This is a genomic window from Pseudoalteromonas sp. OF5H-5 (assembly GCF_021530695.1).
Lineage (GTDB): Bacteria > Pseudomonadota > Gammaproteobacteria > Enterobacterales > Alteromonadaceae > Pseudoalteromonas.
Map to the genome: position 1 here is coordinate 95528 of NZ_JAKGBF010000005.1, position 22099 is coordinate 117626.

The following is a 22099-nucleotide window of genomic DNA, read 5'->3' on the forward strand; positions in this document are numbered from 1 at the left end:
AGTGCTAAATTACATAATAACTCACCTCCAACATAGAGAAAAAAGATGGAACTCAACAAAATATCAAATAAGGAATTGAAGTTGGCTCTTAAGGCCAGTGCGGCATTAGATATTGAAATCTCTGATGATGAGTATTTGCGCTGTTTTACTTATACCGAAAATTGGGCCTCTGGTATTGATATCGCGACTTACGAAAATGGGGGCGGCGACAATATTGTTGTTGTGATCAAAGACGAGTCGATCCTTATCAAGGGGTTCGATCATGAGTCGGAAGTTAGCCCTCATGCTCAAGAAGAGTACGGTGTACGGCTTGGGATGTACGAGGGAGCGCCAACAGAGCTGTTGGAAGTACTGAATGACGAGGCTTTCGAAATAGAAGAGGTCACGTTTTGCATTTGGCGACTTGATAATGAAGCGACTTGGTCTTGGGGAGCTGTAGAGTTTAATAATGATGAAGATGACGGTTCGAGCTGGCTTCTGTCAGCTATTACTATCACTCCAAGCGCCTTTATTGAATATGTCGAAAACTATCATGACGGTGATTTCAACCAACTAACGCGAGAGAAAATACATGACGTATTTGCGGCGCAAATGTAGAGTATGTCAACTAAGCTGCTGAAGGTTTTTCTACGGCAGCAAATTCTCAAAAAATGTGATGTTAGTGGATAAGGAAAATTTAATGAGACGAGTTAAAGTCTATTATCAACACCGTGACGGTGGCACTGAGCTCATCAATTATGAAAAAGAATTACAATCTTATCGTGAGGCTTGGGATGTTATTGATCATTACCCTTGGGACAAAGAATTGGAATTGTTTGAGGCACTAGGGGAAGGTGGCGGGTTCTTTTTTATACTTGGCGATGAAGGTGGTAAGTGCGCCTCTTACCAATTGACACCAATAGAAAATAACAGCGGATTACTGACTTTGGATGTTGTGTCTAAGCCAGCTACTTTTGGACTATTTGGTGGTAAATCTGTTTCCGTCGATTTTAAGCTTGTCTCAATTCCAGAGGCTAAAAATCATATAAAAGCGCTATTTGAATGCTCAATTGACTCTTTCTATGAAAAGTATCGAAAGTAAATAAAATGGTTGTGTGAAAACATCCGGAAAAGGACGAATTGCAGTTTTACTTATTTTGAATCTGTTCCAACGATATAATTTGCAGTATAAAATAGACTACTGTGGGAAGTATCAACGGGAAATAAAAGGAAGTATCAATGAATAGACTTGGCATACTATCTGGTTTGCTACTTTGTTGTAGCTATTCAATCGCTCAGCCCCAGCCGCAAGCAATCACAATTTACAATAACCCTTCTCAAGGTGTCCTCACTGAGAGTCGTGTATTTTCCTATCTGCAAAGCCAATTAACTCAGTTTGAGATTACACAGTCTGATGCCAGTGTTGATCGTGCGCTTAAAAATATTGCAGGTGGTGAAGGGGAGTGCGTTAGAAACTTAGTTGTGAATAAAGCGCGCAGTAAAACATTACTATTTTCTGAGCCGACCACTTACTTTTTAGGGCTACAAGTTTTTGCTGCACCTTCCGCGCAATTGTCTTCTGCACAAACCGAGCAAAACCTAGAAGCATTGTTAACGAGTCATCCCAAATGGTTGTTGGGCGTAGAAAAAGAGCGCTCATATGGTGATATTGCCGATGCCATGATACAGCAGACTCCACCAGATCAGCTCTACGTGAAAGAAGGCAGCGAAAACGAAGCACAAATGTATTCTATGTTGATGAGCAAGCGCTTTGAGTTGCTGCTTGAATATCCCTCGGTTATTACATACCACGCGAAAGACGCATCAGAAAAACCCGTACCAATTGCGATTAGTGGTTTTGCTCCATTTATTACTGGGCATATCGCTTGTTGGGATACACCCGTTACACGCGGGTTTTTAGCGGCGGTTAATTCTGTATTGGCGGGCTTGACGGTGGACGAGCGCTTTATTAATTGGCATCTCGAATTCATAGACAAGAGTTTACACGATACGTTTAAACAGCAGTTTAGCCAAGCTCAAAGCTCTCGGCTTTAAATAGAGACTTCCAATAACCTATCCGCCAGCGCATTTAGGTGTGAGCTGTCGCACTGAGTCGCTGCATAAGTTCGGATACCATATACAGACATAATGAAAAAACGCGCTCTCTTTGTGGCTTCATCTTCACTTAATGCTTCACTATCGGGCCAAACCATTAAAAATTGTTGCCTGATCAGTGATTCAAATTGGTGCAAGTTAGCGCTGAGTGCCGTTTGAATTTCCGCATCCTGCTCGCCAATTTCATTAAGCGTTTTGGTGAGCAAACACACTTTCTTTGACTCGTCGCCCAAACACTCACCGACGAGATCTTGTAAGAATCGCTCAAGTGCGCAGCGAAGGCTAGTGCTGTTTTCGAACAGCTGTTGATAATGCACTCGTCGGTCTGCTTGATATTGATCTATAGCGGCTAATAGCAAACCTTTTTTATTTTTGAACGCACAGTAGATAGAACCAGGATGGAGTCCGGTTACTTCGGTCAGTTTGGGCATACTGGTTTTATTGTAGCCATAAGTCATAAATGCTTGCATGGCATTTCTCAGTACGGTTTCTCTATCAAACTCTGCTGTTCTCATCGATTTCCTAGGTGCACCAAATGGGTTTAAACGCCGTCATTATACCAATACTTCACCCCTATTTTTGATAACAATGAAAAAAATGTAAAGGTTTAACTTGAATAATGATTCAAGAATCCATATCTTGAATGTATATTCAAATATGGAGAGACACGCATGCCACAGGTACTTTTTGAAAATGTTAAGCTAAATAACACGATATCACTCAATAATCGCATCTTGATGGCGCCATTGACGCGCTGTATGGCAGACGACGATTTAGTTCCTACCTATGACATGGTGAAGTACTATGCTAAGCGAGCCAAAGCAGGATTAATCATTAGTGAAGCGACGATTATTCGTCCTGATGGGCAAGGCTACCCGAATACACCAGGTTTGTTTACACAAGCACAAATTGCAGGGTGGAAAAAAGTAACCGATGCTGTACACGCTGAGGGGGGGAAAATGTTTGCGCAATTGTGGCACGTTGGGCGTGTTGCGCACCCGTACTTTTTTGACGGAGAAGTTTTAGCACCGTCGGCTATTGGTATCGAAGGTTCAATTCCAAGAATGCGTGATTTAACCTACCAAACGCCAAAAGCAGCGACGAAGGAAGATATTACAAAACTCATTGCCGACTATGCCCAAGCGGCAGCAAACGCGATAAAAGCAGGTTTTGATGGGGTTGAAATTCACGGTGCCAATGGTTATTTAATTGACCAGTTTTTACATTACGCTGCGAATCAGCGTACCGATGAGTATGGTCAAACACCAGAAAATATGAGCCGATTTGCTTTGGAGGTGACAGATGCTATCGCTGAGCGTATTGGTGCCGACAGAGTGGGTCTGAGAGTGTCACCGGGTGCTTACTTCAATATGGATGGCGACCAAAGAGACAGAGCGGTATTTGACTACCTACTTAAAGCGTTAAACAGTCGCAACTTAGCCTATCTGCATCTCGGTATTTTCGACGATGCAATGGAGTTTGATTATTTGGGCGGCAGTGCTTCAGCTTACTTACGCAGCATTTATAAAGGGACGTTAGTAGGTGTGGGGAGTTATACGGCTGAATCAGGTGCTGAGGCTATCCAAAACCAACAATTTGACTTATTAGCCATTGGTAGGCCGTTTATTGCTAATCCTGATTATGTGGAGAAGGTGCAAGCTGGTCAAGCCGTGAAAGAGTATGATGAGTCTATGCTTGCAACATTAGACTAAAACCAATCCATAAGTATGGATTTATAGCAATGCCAAACACTTAAGTTTGGCATTTTTTTGTACATTGCATAAGCTTAAATCAGGCGTCAGTGGTAAAGCGAAAACTTTTGATGCAAAAGTTGTCATCTTTATCAATTAAGCTTGAGAGCAGTTAAGTGTTTAACCCTCAAGTATTTGCTAATTAATAATCAACTGGATTGTAGCTTATTTTTTAACATTGATAGGAATAAAGGAGTACTTTGGAGTTTATTTGTTCGCTAAGTGTGTAATAATATGCCAGCAATGCAGTTGTGAGTGCGTCGGACATGCAAGAAGATTTACTAAATTCCGTTATCAAAATAACAAAAACGAGAGACGTTGATTCTCTTGAATATAGCTTAGTATCTACTATTCAAGAGTTCATAGGCTGTAAAGAGGTCGCTGTCTATAAGGACTTGCTCGTTCCTGGAGAGATCGCGATAGAGAGAAGCCTGCTCTTAAGAAAACTCTCCGATAAGGAATTTGATTGGGAAGAGCGAAGCCTAGTTAAAGAGCCAGATAAGGAATTAATTTCTTGCTTGCAGTCGGCCTGTATCATTACGGTACAAGCGAAAGATGGCACTGAGCATCGTTGGGTGCCAATCAGCCTTCAGGAAAAGCCGGTTGGTGCAATAGCAGTTATCAGTACGGGCTTGTCGAGTGCAGATCAAGTACTACTTAATGCATTTTGCCGCATTTTTGAAAATTATCTCACCATTCTTCACGAAAACGAGCGTGATAAACTCACCGGACTACTGAACCGTCAAACCTTTGAAAAACGTTTAAAGCAACTGATTGAAAAGCAAGTTATCAAACAACACAAAACGGTATGGCATGGTGATGTGCGCTCGGTGCATAAAGGCGCAACCTCGTGGCTTGCTATCATGGATATCGATCACTTCAAAAAAGTCAACGATAACTATGGACATGTATGCGGAGATGAAGTTTTACTGTTATTAGCGCAGCGTATGCGTCAGTTTTTTCGATCCACAGACTTATTGTTTCGCTTCGGTGGCGAAGAATTTGTACTGGTCTTTGAGCCAACCGATTACGATTCGATAAAAGCTAAGATGGACGAGTTTATGGAGTTGGTACGAAATACTCACTTTCCATTCGTAAAAAAGCTCACCGTCAGTGTTGGAATGTCTCGCATTAGTCCATATGATTTCCCTATCACTGTGCTTGAAAATGCCGACAAAGCACTTTATTACGCAAAAGATAACGGTCGCGATATGCTTTGTTTTTACGAAGCGTTGCTGTCTGAGCATAAAATTGAAGCGCCGGAAGAGAGCTCTGATATAGATTTGTTCTAATACCAATTTGGTTTAATAAGGTGCTCAATTTGAGGGATTAAATCTGACGCTAGCTGTGTTAAAAACTTCTCATTTAGAACAAGTGAATGCAATGTAGTTAGCGCTAAAACTTTCTGCTAGAAAGGCATTAATTATACGAAACTCAGGTTAAATAGGTATAAAAGTGTTTCTGAGAAGCGGCGGTTGTTGATTTTCTACTCAAGCGCACTCGCAATAACTTCAATAACTACCGCTTATAGGAAGATTCCGATACACTTAATACAGCGTTAAACTGCATGGCAGACAACATGTTACACATCATCCAATCGAATCGAATGGAAATCTTGCAGGCACAACTCTGCACACTCATGAAATCGGCACCGCTCGCAAATCCTTTTGCAAAAGAAGTGGTGTTAGTACAATCTCCTGGTATGTCTGAATGGCTCAAACTAGGCATGAGTCAACACTTAGGGATAAGTGCACAAGTCGACTTTCCATTACCATCTAGCTTCATTTGGAAGCTATATCAAAATTTCATTGATGATGTTCCCAAGGAATCCGCTTTTAATAAAGGCAATATGACTTGGAAACTATTTACGCTATTACCCGGCTGCATTGATAAGCCTCAATATATTGCGCTTAAGCACTATTTAGGTGACGACCCTTCAGGAATTAAACTCTTTGCGTTGTGTGAAAAAATTGCCGACGTTTTTGACCAATATTTAATGTATCGCCCCCAGTGGATTGAGCTTTGGGATCAGGGCCAAGATACGCTGAACGATGTGGATGTTGAAGCCATCGCGCCTTGGCAGCCTGATCTCTGGCGTCGCTTAGTTAGCCATGTTGAAGCGCTTGAACAAAGTCCATATCACCGTGCCAACATGCACGATAAGTTACTGCAAGGGCTGGCCAATGCACCAAGGGGCAAGCTTCCCGAGCGGATCTGTATATTTGGATTGTCGGCAATATCAACCAGCCAACTTGATATTTTTCAAGCGCTTGGCCAAAAAACGAATGTATTTTTATTCTTTTTTAACCCTAGTGAACACTACTGGGGAGATTTAGTCGATGAGAAGACTCGAGCTAAAGTCGCCGCAAAATACGCCAAAATGCCAGAGCTCGAAGCGAAAGACGGCGAGTATTATTACGTTGGCAATCCACTACTCTCTTCATGGGGAAAGCTCGGGCGTGACTATTTTGAGCAATTATTGCAGCTTGATGCCAGTTGGATTGATGGATTTGATGACGCGTTTGATGACAGTCTGCTTGGTCAGGTTCAGCAAGAGATCTACCAGTTGGCATTTAAAGGAGAGTCGTTAACTGCTGATCCAAATTGGTTTGTTTCGCAGCAGGGCAAGTTACCCATTATGGCCGATGATACCAGTATCGTTTTTCAGGATTGCCATACGCCACTGCGTGAGGTCGAGCGGCTCCATGATTATTTACTCAATCAGTTTGAACAAAACCCTAGTCTGACGCCTAAAGACATTATCGTCATGATGCCTGATGTGGGCACCTATTCGCCATTTATTAAAGCTGTGTTTGACAGTAGTGAAGACAATCTGCGGATCCCCTATGCGATTTCTGATCTTGCAATTGAGCAAGAGCGGCCTATTTTAACGTCTTTTGTGACGTTGACAGACTTACCCAATAACCGTTTTTGCGTGTCGGATATTCTCGATTTGCTGGGCGTTGCGCCGATCGCCGAACAGTTTAACCTTGAAAGCCATGAGTTTGACTTAATTCGCTATTGGCTTGATCAGGTCAGTGTTAAATGGGGCCTAAACGACAGCCATAAAAGCGAATATGGCTTGCCAAAAATACCACTAAATACGTGGCAGCATGGACTCAACCGTTTGCTCTTAGGGGTTGCAACAAACGATGAACAGACGCCGTTCGCTTCCATTTATCCTGCTGATGAAGTCGAAGGTATGTCGGTGGCGGTACTTAACAAGCTTATCGGCTTTGTTGATGCGCTGATTTGGTTAAAACTACAACTCAGCAGCGAAAAGACCTTAACGAACTTCGCAGCAATTCTACGTGAAGCCATGGCGCTATTTTACTCGTCAGAATCTGAACAGAGTTGGGATTTACTTAAGCTTGAGCAGATTATAGAGAATATCGAAAAACACCATGAAAATGGCGATATTCAAGCGCCAGTCTCAGCAAAAATATTAGCGTATTTGGTTAAGCAAGGCGTCAGAGAAAAAGGGGTTGGGCAGCGCTTTTTAGCCGGAGCGGTAAACTTTTGTACGCTGATGCCGATGCGTGCTATTCCATTTAAAGTGGTGTGTATGCTTGGTCTAAATGACGCGGACTATCCTCGTACCGTGCAGCCTATTGGTTTTGATTTAGTCGCACACTCCACGAGACGTAAAGGCGATCGCTCACGAAAACTAGACGACAGATACTTGTTCTTAGAAGCCTTACTCAGTGCTCGAGAAAACTTGTATATCAGTTATATTGGCCGCTCTTGTTTTAACAACGAAGCCCAAGTGCCATCCGTTTTAGTCAGCGAATTGACAGAATATTTAGATCGCAGCTTTTACTTCGAAGACATGCCAAAGCAGTCTTTAGTCACTCGATTAACTTCACAGCTGCCATTACAACCTTTTAATCCCGAACATTTTAAAGCGGGCTCACTACAGAGCTACAATCGTACTTGGCTTTGGCAGCATAGGGCGGCGCATGCTGATGAGGTAAAACCGTTAGTACCAGTTTTAGACGCAGAAATTGAGTTTAGCGATTTGCTGCGAGGCGTTTGCGAGCCGCAAAAGTTATTTTATCAGCAAGCGCTGGGCATTAAACTCAAACCAATAGAAGCGTTAACACTTGATGAAGAGCCTTTCGCCTTAGATGCATTGGAGCGCTATCAATATTTAGATGAAGTGCTGGATGCTCAGCTACAACAACGGTCCTTAAATCTTGAACAGATTTTACAACGAGGCTCGCTGCCACAAGCGAACATCGGCAAACTACAGCTAGAGGGGCTGCTGACCCGCGTTGAACCTATGGTTAAGGTACTAACGCCTTTGCTTAATGAAGCAAAGGAGCCTCTAGAGCTAAAACTTGGTATTGCAGAGCATTTGCTGGTTGGCTGGCTTGATTGTGTGTATGAAAACAGGCAAGTGTACTATCGCAGCGCCAGTATTAAAGCGAAAGATTTAATTAAAGGGTTTTTACATCACTGCGCGGCTTGCGTAATGGGGCATGAAGTCACGACTTATATTGTTGGGCTAGATCAAAGCGTGCACTTTACCGCTATTTCACAACCACAAGCTCAGCAATATTTGGAGCAGTGGCTGGCTTTTTATAAACAAGCGCTGAGCGAACCTGTGGCATTTTTCCCAAGTTCTAGCATGGAATACGCCAAGACACAGGATATTAAAAAGGCCGCATATAAATTTAAGCCGCAATATGTTGGTCGAGGAGAGGGAGAAGATCCCTATGTTCAACTATGCTTTAGCGATTTGTCAGCTCATGAAGCGCGTTTTTGCGCACTTAGCCTTACTTTGTTAACACCTATTCTTAATGCCGCTGAGGAGGTACGTCATGGAGATGCTTAACCCCATTACTATGCCTTTAAGTGGCCAAAACCTAATTGAAGCCAGTGCAGGCACGGGGAAAACTTACACCATCACCGGTTTATATCTGCGTTATTTACTAGGCTTGCGCACTTCTGATCAACAACATGAGCCGTTAAGCGTTGAACAAATCTTAGTGGTAACTTTCACAGAAGCGGCAACACAAGAGATCAAAGACCGAGTGAGAAAACGCATTATTCAAGCTCGAGACGTGCTACTAGGTGAAGTCTGTAAAGATGAACTGATCAATGCCATTTTGGCGCAAATTGAAGATAAAAAGCGCGCCTTTGATCTCCTTGATGCTGCCGCTAAGTCAATGGATGAGGCCGCGATATTCACCATTCATGGCTTTTGCCAAAGAATGCTGAAGCAACACGCTTTTGAGTCTAAGGTGGCATTTAACCTCGAATTTATTCTCGATGAGAGCGAGCTGATTGATGCCGCGATGGCAGATCATTGGCGACGTTTTGTCTACCCGCTAGACACAGAAAAAACACAGGCTGTGATAGAGCAATTTGCTACGCCTTATGCACTGGCGAAGCAAGTTAGACCGTTATTAGCAAGAGAAAATGCCGAAATTAAACCCTCTGTTTCCTTAGATGCAGTGTTTGCCGCACGTGAAAAATACCAAACATTAGCACTGTGGCTAAAGGCCGAAATAGTCAAAACTGACTACATCAATGTGTTGAAAAAATCGGGGCTGGCAGGCAATCGTGCACCAGGGCGAAAGGATAACCTTCAAGCTCTTGAAAATTATGTCAACAGTGAGCAGTGGTGGTTTGAGTTTGGTAGCAGCAATCACTCGTTTGGACTTTGGGGCAGTGAAAGCCTTGCTGATGTTGCTCAATATAAAAAGAATACAACGCCGCTGGAGCACGAACTTATTCGTCACTTTGATACCTTGGCAGAGCTCCACCAATTGGTCGGGAGTGGGCTTAAAATCGCGTTAGTGCAACAAGCGGTGACTGAGGTAAGAGCTTTGCTTCACGCCCACAAAGAAGAATATGGCTTGATCTCTCCCGACGATTTACTTAAGCAGCTGTATCAAGCGCTGATGGGCGATAGTGGTGAGCGCTTAGCCGAAAAAATCGCACTGCAATATCCGGTTGCTATGATAGATGAGTTTCAGGATACCGATCCCATACAATATGGGATCTTCAGCCGAGTTTACGCAAAGGAAAATACGGCATTAACCTTGATAGGCGACCCAAAACAAGCCATTTACGGCTTTCGCGGGGCGGATATTTTTACTTATATCGGTGCAAAGCAAGGAGTCGCGCAAGACAGGCAGTATACGCTTGCAACCAATTATCGCTCCGATAGTGACGTGGTTGCCGCAGTGAATACGATATTTACTCGTCACCCCAATAGTTTTATCTACAACAAAGATATCCCTTTCATTGAGGTGAGCGCGCAAGGTAAAGCCGAGGATGCGCAATTTACTATCGCGTCTAAAAAGTCGTCAGCTCTGCGCTTTAGTGTATTACCAAGTGAGGATGAAGCGCTTAACAAAAGCGCCGCGCAAGCGCGGCTAAGCCAAGCATTCGCTGGTCGAGTTGCAGCGCTTATCGAGCAAGGGCGGTCGGGGGTTGCGAAGATTGGCGAAAACCCAGTTGTGCCAGCGGATATCTGTGTGTTAGTTCGCGACCGCATAGAAGCGAGCTTGATAAAACGAGCCTTAAATCAACTCGATATTGCCAGTGTATACCTTGCCAGAGATAGTGTATTTAGGCAGCCGCTAGCAATCGCGTTGTATCAACTGCTTGATGTACTGCACGGGAGTTACGACGAAGCGGCGCTCAGAGGCGTGCTTGCGGGACCATTATTTTATTTAAACAACCAAGCACTGTACGACTTGCAGTTTAATGAACAGCAGTGGCAAGGTTATTTGCAGCTATTTAGTGAGTTAACACAGCTGTGGTATCGCTCTGGTGCAATGGCGATGCTGGAACACTTATTGATAACTTGTGAGCTGCCAGTGATTTGGCAGCAGCAGGGAATGGAAGTGGAGCGTTGGCTTACTGACTTCCGTCATTTGGCTGAGCTTTTACAGCATAAGCAATTAGAGCTTGATGGCACGGGTCGTGTGTTACGTTGGTTTTTATCGCAGCTAAATAATGCTCAGAGTGGCAGCAGCCAAATTCGCTTAGAGAGCGATGCCAATTTGGTGAAAATTGTGACCATGCACGCATCAAAAGGTTTGGAGTATCCGATTGTCTTTATGCCATTTGCACTTGGGTTTCGTGAGCCTGATACGTTAGTTTATCACCAAGGGGATAAGTTAGTTGTCGACCTTGAAGCCAGTGATGACGCGAAAGAAAAAGCAGAGCAAGAACGACTGGCTGAGGATATTCGCTTACTTTACGTTGCGCTGACGCGAGCGGTGCATTATTGCGAGCTTGGGCTTTACGACATTCAACAAGGGCGTAGTAAAAAGTCTGCACTGCACAAAACGGCCTTAGGATTTGCCTTGTTTGGCACGGAAACTTTCGACAGTGCCGAGGCTTGGCAAAGTGCCTTAAGCCAGTTATGTAAAGCACATGCGGCAATGGAATGTGTAAGATTAGATGAAATCACCACGCCACAGCAAGCGATAAACACCAGACTTGAAGACAAGCCTTTAGCTCTGTCTGCGAAAACCTTCAGCGGTCAGGTTGAACGACATTGGCGTACCACAAGCTTTAGCCAGCTAAGCTACCACACGCATCATGGTGATAAACCAACCGGGGCCGTGGACGAAAACCATTTACTGGACTTGCCTGAGCAGCGCCAAGAGCGGGAAAAAACCTCTTATACTTTTCCTAAGGGGGCCAAGCCGGGCAGCTGTTTGCACGAAATCTTTGAGCTTATAGATTTTACCGCGCCGCATTCCCCCAAAAACGAAGATAAGTATACCCTGACCGAAGCGGTCACTAAATCTTTGGATAAGTTCGGTATCGCGACTGAATGGCAAGAGACAGCTGAGCGTTGGATAACAAGCTGCTTGGCTGCATCTCTTGCGCCACATCCTCATTTACAACTTGGTGTGCTGCCACCGGACGACTGCATTGTTGAAATGGAGTTTTACTTGCCACTAAAACCACTCAGTGCGGTGAAGCTGAACAAGATCCTCAGTGACATTACTGGACAAAAGTCGTTTTTAAACTTTGATGATGTGACAGGCATGTTGAAAGGGTTTATTGATTTAATCTTCAAGTGGCAAGGACAGTTTTTTGTTCTCGATTACAAGTCCAACTACCTTGGCGATAGCCCAGAAGATTATCACTACGATAACCTCAATGCTGCGATGTCGTCTCATCAGTATCATTTACAGTATATGATTTATACCGTGGCACTTCACCGCTTGTTAAAGCAGCGCCTCGTGGACTATAACCCTGAGCAGCATTTAGGTGGAAACTACTATTTGTTCTTACGTGCATTACCGGACAATCAGGGGATTTTCTTCAATCAGTTAAGCGTAAAGCAGGTATTAGAATTAGATGCATTATTTGAGGAGTCTGTATGAGCCAGTTAAGTATGGACTTTGAGGCATTTGACCATCACGGTTTCAAGGCGCTATTGCTTGAACACAAACGAGTTGGTAAAGCCGATATCGCGTTAGCCAAGTTGTTGAATCAGCAAGGCTACGACGATTACTTCTATGTATTTTTACTATTATTAATCGCTCATGGACGTCAGCATAGTTGTTTAGAGTTAGACAGTATTAATTTTCAGGATCCGTTTGAGCTCAGCTACGCGATTGCGGATGAATCTGTAAAGTTGTCGCCATTTTCAAGCACAGGTATAGCCGTTGCTGCGCTCGCACAGCATCCTGCGGTCGGTGAAGATAAGCCGCTTCGGCTATACGCTGATAAGCTCTACTTGGCGAGATTAGCAAATTATGAAGCAAGGCTTGCGGGACACTTTGAAATGTTGGCGAAAGCCGATGTAACGCTGGACGAAGCAAAACTGGGTGCACTGTTGGCATCGTTTTTTCCAGCCAGTGAAGAAGACATTGATTGGCAAAAAGTGGCTTGTACGCTTGCTATCATTAAGCGATTTTGTGTCATCACGGGCGGCCCCGGTACGGGAAAAACCACGACGGTCACAAAACTGCTTGCGATTTTACAATCGCTTTATAACAGTGCGCCGTTGACCATCAAGCTAGTGGCGCCAACCGGCAAAGCGGCTGCGAGGCTCAGTGAGTCAATTATTGGTGCGAAAGCGAGGTTAAACCTGCCGCCAGCGCTTGCCGACTTACTGCCGGAGCAGGCGCAAACTATTCATCGCTTATTAGGCGTTATTCCTAATAGCGTTCACTATCGTCACAATCAAGATAACCCGCTGCATGTTGATGTGCTGATTGTTGACGAAGCATCCATGGTGGACTTATCGCTTATGGCGAAGCTGGTGGATGCACTACCAAAACATGCACGGCTTATTTTGCTCGGCGATAAAGATCAGCTCGCATCGGTAGATACCGGTAACGTACTCAGCGATCTATGTGAAAACTTAACGCTTGGACAAGCACCACATTACAGTCAGGCACTGAAAGCAAAGCTAGCTGAGTTGAGTAAACAAAACCTGCCTGAGTCGGGTGATACCAGCGCTGACTTTATGTTGGAAGATAATCTGGCGTTTTTACAAAAAAGTCACCGTTTTGACAGTCGAAGTGGGATAGGTCAGTTAGCATTTGCCGTAAATAGTAACAATAAGCGGCAATTAGACAGCGTGCTGGGGCAAGGTTTTAGCGATATACAGCATCATGAATTAAATAGTGAAACCTACAATGCCTTAATTGCCAGAGCGGCGGAGCAATACCAGCGATACCTGCTTGCCATTCATCATGGTGAGAGTGAAGCCATCATTCATAGCGAGTTTGCCAGTTATCAATTGCTTGCGGCCGTGAGAGAAGGGCCTTACGGTGTGAACGAATTAAATCGCAGAATAGAGCTCAAGCTTAGTCAAATGGGATTAGTGCAACCGACAGGACGGTTTTACGTTGGTATGCCCATTATGATCACCCAAAATGATTACCAGCTGAAACTGTTTAACGGCGATATCGGGATCATTTTACGCGACGAACAGGGTGAGCTACAGGCATCATTTATTGATGAACAGGGCTGCGTTAGGCGCTTTTATCCTGCCAGATTGCCGAGCTTTGATAGAGTATACGTGATGACGATCCACAAATCGCAAGGCTCTGAGTTTGCTTACACGGCAATGATACTACCACCCATTCAACGTGCGCAGCAGGGGATAAATCGCCAGCTTATTTATACTGGGATAACCCGAGCTAAACAGCAGTTTGAATTGGTGGCGCAATATAAAGTGATAGTGCAGGGTATGAATCGAAGTGTAAGTCGCAGTAGTGGTTTGCGAAGTCGGCTATCAAAATAATGAATTTTTTGTTAAAAACTTGTTTTATTTTGTGGTTTGGCTAAGGTTAAAGTGAGCTTGAAAGCTAGCTCGCCCAGTGAGTAGACTTGCCGTCAGTTAATGTGTTAACTGACGGCGTTTTTTTATTCCGTTAGTATTAGAACTTCAGTTTATCAATAAGTGTGTTAGGGTCGATTTCAAGTTCATCCATTAACGACCAGCGAGTTTGCTTTTGTACACTACCTTTTCCTAAGATCCAGTAATCATAAGTTTTTTCAATACGGCCATTGGTATGCTGTATAGTCAGCCACGCATTTACATAACTCAGTAAATCTTGATTACGCTTGGCGACAGCAAATCCAACGGGGTATTTCAAACTCGCCCCTTCCGGCACCACAACACCAAACTCAGGGTAAAACATGCTCCATGCAAAGCCCGCCTCTGCGCTGATCACTAAGGCGTCATATCTTTCTGGGTGCTTAAAATAGCTTTGCAAATTGTTAATACCGGATACTTTTACCTTAGGGTTTTGCTGCGCCAATTGTTTGAGTAACGGAGCATACTCAACGTGAGCTAAATTCAGCTTATCAAGCGTAAGTAGGGCTGACTTGTCAGCAAACTTCTTCAAATCATGATCTTTGGCCAAGAGCGCTAGTTGCAGTTCCAATACCTTGTCACTAAAGCGCACGCTTTGTAAGTCGGCAATATTAATTTCAAGGCCGGACATTGCAATATCGAAATATCCCTTGTTGAGATACTCTGCCAGTTGTGGCTTTTTAAAAGGAATAAACTCGATTTTAACCCCAAGGTCGGATGCGAGCCTATGTGCTAGGCTGACATCAAAACCCACTAACTGGTCTTTTTGATTAAAGTAACTAAATGGCACATTATCGATAAGATATCCGACACGCAGCAGGTTACGTTTTTTAATCACATCGATATTCGTTAAAGACAACTCACCACTTTGGTATGCTTTAGGGACATAGCTAAGCACATGAGCAGGGACGGTATCTGAGATCACCATATTAGCAATGGCCTCATCGGCCGATTTAGTTTGTTTACCGAGGTAATTATTTGCCGTAAAACTCAACAACATAAATGCTGGGAGTAGTGCAGATAGTAGCGTTAAATAATAAACCGAGCGCACGCGTTTTAGGTGTAATTGTCTGCGGTTGATGAAAATACATAAAAATACAAATGCGAAGATATACACCACAGTGGTCGGTGAAACCACCTTTGCGGTGAGTACTGACATTGATAGATATAACTGATAAGTATCAGCCGGGACACGCAAGGTATCGAGCAAATAGGGAATAGCGATATGTACGTTAGCAAAGTAACTTAGCATCGCCGACAAAGACACATTAGGAATTTGTTCGATGCCGATTTGGTTGCCGGTAAGCCATGCTGCAAAAGAGACAAAAATGAGGGTCGTAAGCTTTCCTAAACTCGGGAAGGTATAAGCGATAGGCACTAACACCTCAGCGATGTGATCAGAGCTTTCGTCGCTTTGCTTAATTTTGCGTAAATGATCTTTGATCCCCTCGGTGATCACTGGCAATACAATAAAAACGTTTCCGGTACTAAATGCGGTTATCCATGCATTACGCATAACCATGATGAGGTCGCGGTATTTAACAGGGGTGAGTGCGGCAACAAGCATAGGGAGTAGTACTAACATCAAATACACGCCGACACATAAAACGACAACCCAGTATACTTGCAATTCAGACAGTTCTTCTGCACTCATGGTGCCAGCGGTGCTTGCTGTCATCGCAAAAATGCCGATAGGGAAGATGGCAATGATCTTCTTGGAAATCACCGACAGACCTTGACCAACGACTTCTAACACATCCAGTAAACGGTTTTTCTTTTGATTGGAAATAAGCGCCATACCTAGCGCAATACAAAATATGACTAAGGCAGGTACATTACCTTCCGCCATAGAAGCAAATGGATTAGCGGGAATATAATGTTTGACGAAGTCTACTTCGGGAGCAGCGGCGACCAGTGCCGGGGAGAAAAAGGTCCCGGCATCATGCGCTGGTAATGTCATAATAAAGCACCAGATCACAGCAAGACCTACCACCCAAATGGAGATCATGACTAGCGCCGCTTTTGCAAGAATACTTTTAACCTGTTCGGGATTAAATTTGCCTAAACCCACGATAAGGCTGACGACAATATAGGGGAGAATGGTGATTTGCATCAGGTTTACAAAACCTGTACCGATAGGTTTTAAAAATGATAACCGTTCACCGAAAACTAAACCAGCAAAAATGCCAAGTATGAGCGCCCAAAGCATCCAGTTAATGTTTTTTAGAAAATTAAGCAATTTAGTCATGTGCTCAGTCGAAAAAAGAGCGGTATTTTAATTAGCTTAGCTTAAAACTTACTGAATGTTTGAGCGATTTGATTACAAATTATCGAGTGTTTACTCAAAGTTCATAATCATCCCCATTTTTGGCACGATAACAGGCTTTTCCTGCTGGTTGTTGCACCCCGTGATAAAAGCTCATCCATAGTTTTTGTAGCTGGGTTTTAGTCTTTTTACCAACCACAGACGCCAGTGGCGTTTCGACGATGATATCTTCGATATGGGCGCTATCAAATTGGCCGAGCATTCCGGTGCGATTGAAGGTAATTTCAATATGTAAGCCATCGTCCTGTTTTAGCAAAACAGCCTCAGGCGTTTCTCGGTGACCGCAAAGCGCGACGAATTGGCTACAATTTTTTAAACCACAATGGGTGCCGTTGGCAAAAAACGCAAGCAGGTGATTGTAGTAAACCACATAGTCTGTCACCTCCATGTGTGAGCCAAACTCTAAAGGACATTGTTCATCAAGATACTGTTTTGCCAGCATTGACTGTTGCGCTTTCGTATCGTCAATTGGTTGCTCTGTATGCGGTTGTAATTGCGCTGCCATGATCCACCTCACTTGTTCATGTTGTCATAAATTGGGAAATATATTCTGGTTGTTTCGTGTACATTTTGAGTGTAAGTTAAATATTCAAATAATTTCACAAAAAGAATTTCACAGTGTGAATTTCACAAAAATGGGGTGTGAAATCATGGCAAAAGTTGCAAGCTTAATTAGAAAGTCTCACTTTTTGGGTACTAAAATAAGAAATCTAAGAAAGCGTAACCATCTGACTTTAGAAGATTTGTCGGCTCGATGTGTTAAGCAAGATCCAACCAGCGCGCCTTCCGTTTCCTACCTGTCAATGATTGAAAGAGGCCAGCGTACGCCAAGCGAAGCGATGCTCGAAAACTTCTCTAATGTATTTCAAAAACCGATTGAGTGGTTTTTAGACAGTCAACCTGAAGCACCGGAGATAGCGCCAGATAAAGGCAATTTCGGTGGGATAATGGGGATGGCTTTAGAGCCCAACTTTCTATTTGCCAAAGAGATATTACAAATTGCGATTCCAGAAATGCTATCCCAAGCGGGGATCAGTGGTAGGCAGTTTGCGCACCTTTTGATCCGTGCCCACCAAGAACACCATCAAAACCACTTTCCTGATTTAGAGCGAGCAGCCGATGAAGTGGGAGGTAAAAATCTCTATCTCAGCTGTGATGATCTCATGGCAATTTTGATAGCAAAAGGTCGAAAAGTGGAGTGGTTTGAGCAATCATCGCCTGACGGAGAGGGGATGATCACTTCTTATTTCAAAGAGCCAAACATGGTGTTTATAAATCGCGCATTGCACGCACATCCCGCGAGAATGAAATACGATTTAGCCGTTCATATTGGCCATGCCGTGCTTCACAATAGTGAGGGTTTAGAATGTGTACTCACTACTGGAGAAAGTCGTAAAAGTAACGATAACCCCGATCATGATACTCCAAATGCTCAGGATATTTTGAGCGCGTGGCAGGATTTTGAATCGAGCTTCTTTGCAGGGGCCTTATTGTGTCCCCGTACACCATTTCGGCAGTTACTCGAAAGCCGAGGTTACGATGTGCGCGTCCATGAGCAACTTGGTATTTCTGCTTCCGTCGCAATGCGCAGAATGACATCGGTTTCACCTTATCCACATTGGCATTATTTTGATGCTTATCAAGCCGGTAAACTCAAGGCGGTGTATCGGGGCAATGGCATTCCTTTACCTTGGGGCAATATGCGTAGCGTTGCCGATCCGTGTCAGCACTGGGCCGTATTTCGTAAATTTCATGATGATAGCAATAGTGCCAGTGCTCAGCTTTCGATCCTGAACGTCAATGGCAAACCGCGTCTGTATTGCTGTGAGTCAGTAAAAATTGTTGATGTTGCGAATCGTCCAAGGGTGCTGTGCGCGGGTCTTGATCTCAATCCTGCTATTAATGCACAAGGGATTGATGCTGACGCCTTGATTGGAGAGTTACAAAAAGCTTGTATTAGCCATGGTGGCGCGAGCGTGGTGCCCTATCATATGAAAACCCAATTACTCCGTGTCGCCAAGATTTTAAATATCCAGTGGATTGAAAGAGGACTTGAGGGCTCAGTTCGGGTGATTTGTACTCGAGGAAAAAGCTGCCCGAGAAAGCCTAGTTGTTATGCGCTCTCCTCCGTTAGCAATTGATATTGAAATTCTACCGTGTAATGGGCGTATAGCGCTAAGGCATAATATCTAGATCTAGGTGATGTTATGCCTTAGCCATTATTAGATTTTACTTCTAATTAAATCTCTGACGAGCAATCTGGCAGGGTGGATTGCCTGATGTACTCGCTCGCTTAAAGGTCTTGCTTCGCCAAGTAGAGTTGCAACTAAATGCTCAGTAACCAGCGGAGCGCTGCACAGTCCTCGTGCGCCAAAACCGGTAACAATATGAATTCCTTGATAGGGTAGTGCTGGATTTCCAAAACCATAGTGTTTTCCCTTTCTTAAATTGGCAAAGGCCGAGCAAAACTCATCGTTATGTTGGACTTGACCAAGCATAGGCAAATGATCGTTAAAACAACAACGTACAGCGGCTTTTGCCGAGGTGACTTCGCCAAGACTCGCGGCTAACTCCGTGTCTTTGTAAAAGCGTTCAAGCTGGGCACGGTTAGCTACATCATCTTCGGCTTTTACCTCTCGGCTTTTGCTGTTTTTTTCAAATGTCGCGCCCATACAATGTTGCCCATCCATTGCAGGAGTAAAGTACCCTTTATGGCAAAGTACGGTATTGAGTTTTTGTGATTCTTCTCCAGCATCAACATGAGAGACCTGACCGCGGACGCCGTGTAAAGGAACATGTTTGGTTTGCTCGAATCGGTCAGAGTGCTCACCGCCACAGACAAATACATCTGAAAACGGCCCAAACGTATTATCTTCACTGTGTAACAGCCAGCCGCTCTCGGTTTTTTCGAGCTTTTGTATGTCAGTATTAAAATAAGTCGAAACTGCTTTTAACGCGTGAGCTGCATCAAACACTGCTTGCGTTATCTCTGCAGGGTTTAGCCAACCGGCCTCTGGAATATAGAGTCCACCGTAGGGCAGCATGGTGTTTGCGATAGCTGAAGCCTGCTTGGCGTCGACGGCATGAATTAAATCATGTGGCCAAGTTGCCTTTTCGGCTAGGTTTTGATGTTGCGCTCGTTTGGCCTCACTAACGGACTGCAAGAGTACGCCACACCAATCGTGTGCGAAGTGGTAGCCTGTATTTGCAATATGCTGATAAAGGCGCTTTGCATATAAAAAGCTGTGAGCGTATAGCTCGCTCGATGGCGTGTGATCTGCTTGCAGGTTTGGATATAGCGCGCCTTGACGATTGTGAGAAGCGCCTTTGGCTAACGCGTCGTCTTGGCAAAAAAGTGTTGCGCCAAGATCACGTTTACTAAGGTGATACAACAAACAACTTGAGGCAATACCGCCGCCAATAATAGCGATACTCTCTAGCTTACGCGGTGTGGTGCTGTAATACGCTGGAGTATTGGAGTTTTTATTGGCACGGCTCAGCGTTCCGACCACCATTTCGCGTTTGCGACCAAACCCTTTGACTTTTTTGCACGCAAAGCCGGCGTCTTGTAGTCCCCTGCGGACAAAACCCGCTGCGGTAAATGTTGCTAAAGTAGCGCTATCCCGGCTCATATTGGCCATGGCATCAAATAAGCTTTGTTGCCACATATCTGGGTTTTTACTCGGAGCAAAGCCATCTAAAAACCACGCATCGACAAATCCGGCTTGTTCGAAACTTAGTTGTGGTAAATTATCGTGAATATCACCAAACCATAAATCTAAGGTCACTTGACCATTATCAAACTCTAGGCGATGGCATCCTTCAAGGGCCATCGGATATTGCTGGCAGAGTTTTTCGGCGAGCGGGGCAAGCGTAGGCCAAGCTTGTAGCGCTTTAACTAAATCATCAATATGGATTGGATATTTCTCAAATGAGACAAAGTGGAGTTGGTTAACGCATGCGTCTTTGCTACGCTGGTTGAAGTGATACCAAGCGTTGAGAAAGTTTAATCCAGTACCAAAACCAGTTTCTGCGATGACAAATCGGTCTTTGCCATGATTTTGTAACCGCTCGTCGATATGGTTCTGAGTATAAAAGACGTAATGTGACTCAGCTAACCCATCATCGTTGGAAAAATAGACATCGTCAAAACTATCGGCAACAGGGGTACCAGCATCGTTGAAGTGTATTTGAGCGTTTTTTATCATGAAAGACTCTATGTTCGACTATTTGGGAACTATTTTACTGTCTTTCGACTCAATAGTCTGGTTGCATTTTTAGTTATTTAGGTTCAGAGTACATGTGTACGCTGGAAAGCTGACCACTTGGCGCTAAAATTCAGCGTATACTACGCATAATTTGTAATATCGAAGGGAATAAACCCATGAGAAGAGCCGTTATTACGGGGATCGGTGTTGTTTCGAGCATCGGCAACAACAAGCAAGAAGTTTTAGAGTCATTAAAAGCAGGTAAGAGCGGTATTGCTTTTAACCAAGAATTTGCAGACTACAACCTACGTAGCCAAGTGTCTGGTAAAATAGATATCGACGTAAAATCTCTCGTTGACCGTAAGGCACATCGCTTTATGGGGGACGCGGCAGCGTTTTCCTATATCTCGATGGCGCAAGCAATTGAAGATTCAGGGCTATCAGAAGAGCAAGTATCAAACGAACGCACAGGCCTTATCGTAGGTTCTGGTGGTGGTTCGTCTAAGTACCAAGTTGAAGCAGCTGATATTCTGCGCGAAAAAGGCGTAAAGCGTGTAGGGCCTTATATGGTTCCACGCACCATGGCAAGCACGACTTCTGCGTGTTTGGCAACACCATTTAAAATTAAAGGTGTGAACTACTCAATCAGCTCTGCATGTGCAACATCAGCACACTGTATTGGTAATGCTGTTGAACAAATTCAACTAGGCAAACAAGATGTTATCTTTGCTGGTGGCGGTGAAGAGCTACACTGGACATTGGCGATGGAATTCGATGCCATGGGTGCGTTGTCAACTAAGTATAATGAAACGCCTGAGCGCGCATCACGTACGTACGATGCAAATCGTGATGGTTTCGTCATCTCTGGCGGTGGCGGTATTGTGGTAGTTGAAGAGCTAGAACACGCACTTGCTCGCGGCGCGCACATTTATGCTGAAATCGTTGGTTATGGTGCAACATCAGATGGTTACGATATGGTAGCACCATCAGGTGAAGGCGCTGTACGTTGTATGAAACAAGCGATGCAAGGTCTTGATGCACCGATTGACTACCTAAACACGCACGGTACCTCAACACCAGTTGGTGACGTGAAAGAGTTAGGTGCTATTCAAGAGTTGTTTGGCGATAATTCTCCGGCTATTAGTGCAACTAAAGCGATGACAGGCCACGCACTCGGTGCGGCTGGCGTGCATGAAGCGATTTACTCTTTGCTGATGCTAGATAATGACTTTATTGCACCATCAATTAACATTGATGAATTGGACGAACAAGCACAAGGTTTAGACATTGTAACCGAGCGCCGTGATGGACCGCTTAACACCGTGATGTCCAACAGCTTTGGCTTTGGTGGTACTAACGCAACACTTGTGATGAAAAAGTACAAAGGTTAAGCGCTTTACACTTAACTTGA

Annotated in this window: 14 protein-coding genes; 10 read left to right on the forward strand and 4 right to left on the reverse strand. The window is 44.1% G+C overall.

The window, feature by feature from the left end; genetic code table 11:
- Positions 1 to 81 precede the first annotated feature (81 nt).
- The 3 genes from L1271_RS09120 to L1271_RS09130 all read left to right on the forward strand — a co-directional run bounded on the left by L1271_RS09120 (position 82) and on the right by L1271_RS09130 (position 2034).
- Positions 82 to 597, forward strand: a complete 516-nt coding sequence (locus L1271_RS09120) for a hypothetical protein (RefSeq protein WP_235367643.1) — start codon at positions 82 to 84, stop codon at positions 595 to 597.
- An 82-nt stretch (positions 598 to 679) separates the two neighbouring features.
- A complete protein-coding gene (locus tag L1271_RS09125) occupies positions 680 to 1081 on the forward strand; it encodes a hypothetical protein (RefSeq protein WP_235367644.1) in 402 nt (133 codons plus the stop codon).
- A gap of 137 nt (positions 1082 to 1218) precedes the next feature.
- Complete coding sequence (locus tag L1271_RS09130; RefSeq protein WP_235367646.1) at positions 1219 to 2034, forward strand: hypothetical protein; 816 nt, start codon at positions 1219 to 1221, stop codon at positions 2032 to 2034.
- On the opposite strand, the gene L1271_RS09135 is transcribed toward L1271_RS09130, so the two are convergent.
- On the reverse strand, positions 2031 to 2609 hold the full coding sequence (locus L1271_RS09135; protein ID WP_010605113.1) for a TetR/AcrR family transcriptional regulator: 579 nt from the start codon (positions 2607 to 2609) through the stop codon (positions 2031 to 2033). The two genes, L1271_RS09130 and L1271_RS09135, sit on opposite strands and share 4 nt — an antisense overlap.
- A gap of 156 nt (positions 2610 to 2765) precedes the next feature.
- On the opposite strand from L1271_RS09135, the gene L1271_RS09140 reads away from it, so the two are divergent.
- The 5 genes from L1271_RS09140 to recD all read left to right on the forward strand — a co-directional run bounded on the left by L1271_RS09140 (position 2766) and on the right by recD (position 14079).
- Positions 2766 to 3806, forward strand: a complete 1041-nt coding sequence (locus tag L1271_RS09140; RefSeq protein ID WP_235367649.1) for an alkene reductase — start codon at positions 2766 to 2768, stop codon at positions 3804 to 3806.
- Between the two features lie 305 nt (positions 3807 to 4111).
- Positions 4112 to 5137, forward strand: a complete 1026-nt coding sequence (locus tag L1271_RS09145; protein WP_010605111.1) for a GGDEF domain-containing protein — start codon at positions 4112 to 4114, stop codon at positions 5135 to 5137.
- A gap of 287 nt (positions 5138 to 5424) precedes the next feature.
- Positions 5425 to 8682 carry an exodeoxyribonuclease V subunit gamma gene (gene recC / locus L1271_RS09150; protein WP_235367651.1) on the forward strand — a complete coding sequence of 1086 codons (3258 nt, stop codon included), beginning with the start codon at positions 5425 to 5427 and terminating at the stop codon, positions 8680 to 8682.
- Complete coding sequence (recB, locus tag L1271_RS09155; RefSeq protein ID WP_235367652.1) at positions 8669 to 12205, forward strand: exodeoxyribonuclease V subunit beta; 3537 nt, start codon at positions 8669 to 8671, stop codon at positions 12203 to 12205. The genes recC and recB overlap by 14 nt, the downstream gene beginning before the upstream one ends.
- Positions 12202 to 14079: an exodeoxyribonuclease V subunit alpha gene (recD, locus tag L1271_RS09160; protein ID WP_235367653.1), complete on the forward strand. Its 1878-nt coding sequence runs from the start codon at positions 12202 to 12204 to the stop codon at positions 14077 to 14079. The genes recB and recD overlap by 4 nt, the downstream gene beginning before the upstream one ends.
- Positions 14080 to 14215: 136 nt before the next feature.
- On the opposite strand, the gene L1271_RS09165 is transcribed toward recD, so the two are convergent.
- Complete coding sequence (locus tag L1271_RS09165; RefSeq protein ID WP_235367654.1) at positions 14216 to 16402, reverse strand: cation:dicarboxylate symporter family transporter; 2187 nt, start codon at positions 16400 to 16402, stop codon at positions 14216 to 14218.
- Positions 16403 to 16496: 94 nt separating this feature from the next.
- A complete protein-coding gene (locus L1271_RS09170; protein ID WP_102057025.1) occupies positions 16497 to 16985 on the reverse strand; it encodes a malate synthase in 489 nt (162 codons plus the stop codon).
- Positions 16986 to 17130: 145 nt separating this feature from the next.
- On the opposite strand from L1271_RS09170, the gene L1271_RS09175 reads away from it, so the two are divergent.
- The gene (locus tag L1271_RS09175; protein WP_102057024.1) at positions 17131 to 18621 is read left to right on the forward strand and encodes a DUF3612 domain-containing protein; all 1491 of its coding nucleotides are present in this window, start codon (positions 17131 to 17133) and stop codon (positions 18619 to 18621) included.
- A gap of 81 nt (positions 18622 to 18702) precedes the next feature.
- Here L1271_RS09175 and mnmC read toward each other — a convergent pair whose 3' ends face one another.
- A complete protein-coding gene (gene mnmC / locus L1271_RS09180) occupies positions 18703 to 20688 on the reverse strand; it encodes a bifunctional tRNA (5-methylaminomethyl-2-thiouridine)(34)-methyltransferase MnmD/FAD-dependent 5-carboxymethylaminomethyl-2-thiouridine(34) oxidoreductase MnmC (protein WP_235367655.1) in 1986 nt (661 codons plus the stop codon).
- Positions 20689 to 20864: 176 nt separating this feature from the next.
- Here mnmC and fabB point away from each other — a divergent pair, with 176 nt between their 5' ends.
- The gene (gene fabB, locus L1271_RS09185; protein WP_102057022.1) at positions 20865 to 22079 is read left to right on the forward strand and encodes a beta-ketoacyl-ACP synthase I; all 1215 of its coding nucleotides are present in this window, start codon (positions 20865 to 20867) and stop codon (positions 22077 to 22079) included.
- Positions 22080 to 22099: the final 20 nt, after the last annotated feature.

Coding starts and splice junctions, on each gene's coding strand:
- L1271_RS09125 (WP_235367644.1), top strand. CDS start 680: ATGAGACGAGTTAAAGTCTATTATCAACACCGTGACGGTGGCACTGAG.
- L1271_RS09130 (WP_235367646.1), top strand. CDS start 1,219: ATGAATAGACTTGGCATACTATCTGGTTTGCTACTTTGTTGTAGCTAT.
- L1271_RS09135 (WP_010605113.1), bottom strand. CDS start 2,609: ATGAGAACAGCAGAGTTTGATAGAGAAACCGTACTGAGAAATGCCATG.
- L1271_RS09140 (WP_235367649.1), top strand. CDS start 2,766: ATGCCACAGGTACTTTTTGAAAATGTTAAGCTAAATAACACGATATCA.
- L1271_RS09145 (WP_010605111.1), top strand. CDS start 4,112: ATGCAAGAAGATTTACTAAATTCCGTTATCAAAATAACAAAAACGAGA.
- recC (WP_235367651.1), top strand. CDS start 5,425: ATGTTACACATCATCCAATCGAATCGAATGGAAATCTTGCAGGCACAA.
- recB (WP_235367652.1), top strand. CDS start 8,669: ATGGAGATGCTTAACCCCATTACTATGCCTTTAAGTGGCCAAAACCTA.
- recD (WP_235367653.1), top strand. CDS start 12,202: ATGAGCCAGTTAAGTATGGACTTTGAGGCATTTGACCATCACGGTTTC.
- L1271_RS09165 (WP_235367654.1), bottom strand. CDS start 16,402: ATGACTAAATTGCTTAATTTTCTAAAAAACATTAACTGGATGCTTTGG.
- L1271_RS09170 (WP_102057025.1), bottom strand. CDS start 16,985: ATGGCAGCGCAATTACAACCGCATACAGAGCAACCAATTGACGATACG.
- L1271_RS09175 (WP_102057024.1), top strand. CDS start 17,131: ATGGCAAAAGTTGCAAGCTTAATTAGAAAGTCTCACTTTTTGGGTACT.
- mnmC (WP_235367655.1), bottom strand. CDS start 20,688: ATGATAAAAAACGCTCAAATACACTTCAACGATGCTGGTACCCCTGTT.
- fabB (WP_102057022.1), top strand. CDS start 20,865: ATGAGAAGAGCCGTTATTACGGGGATCGGTGTTGTTTCGAGCATCGGC.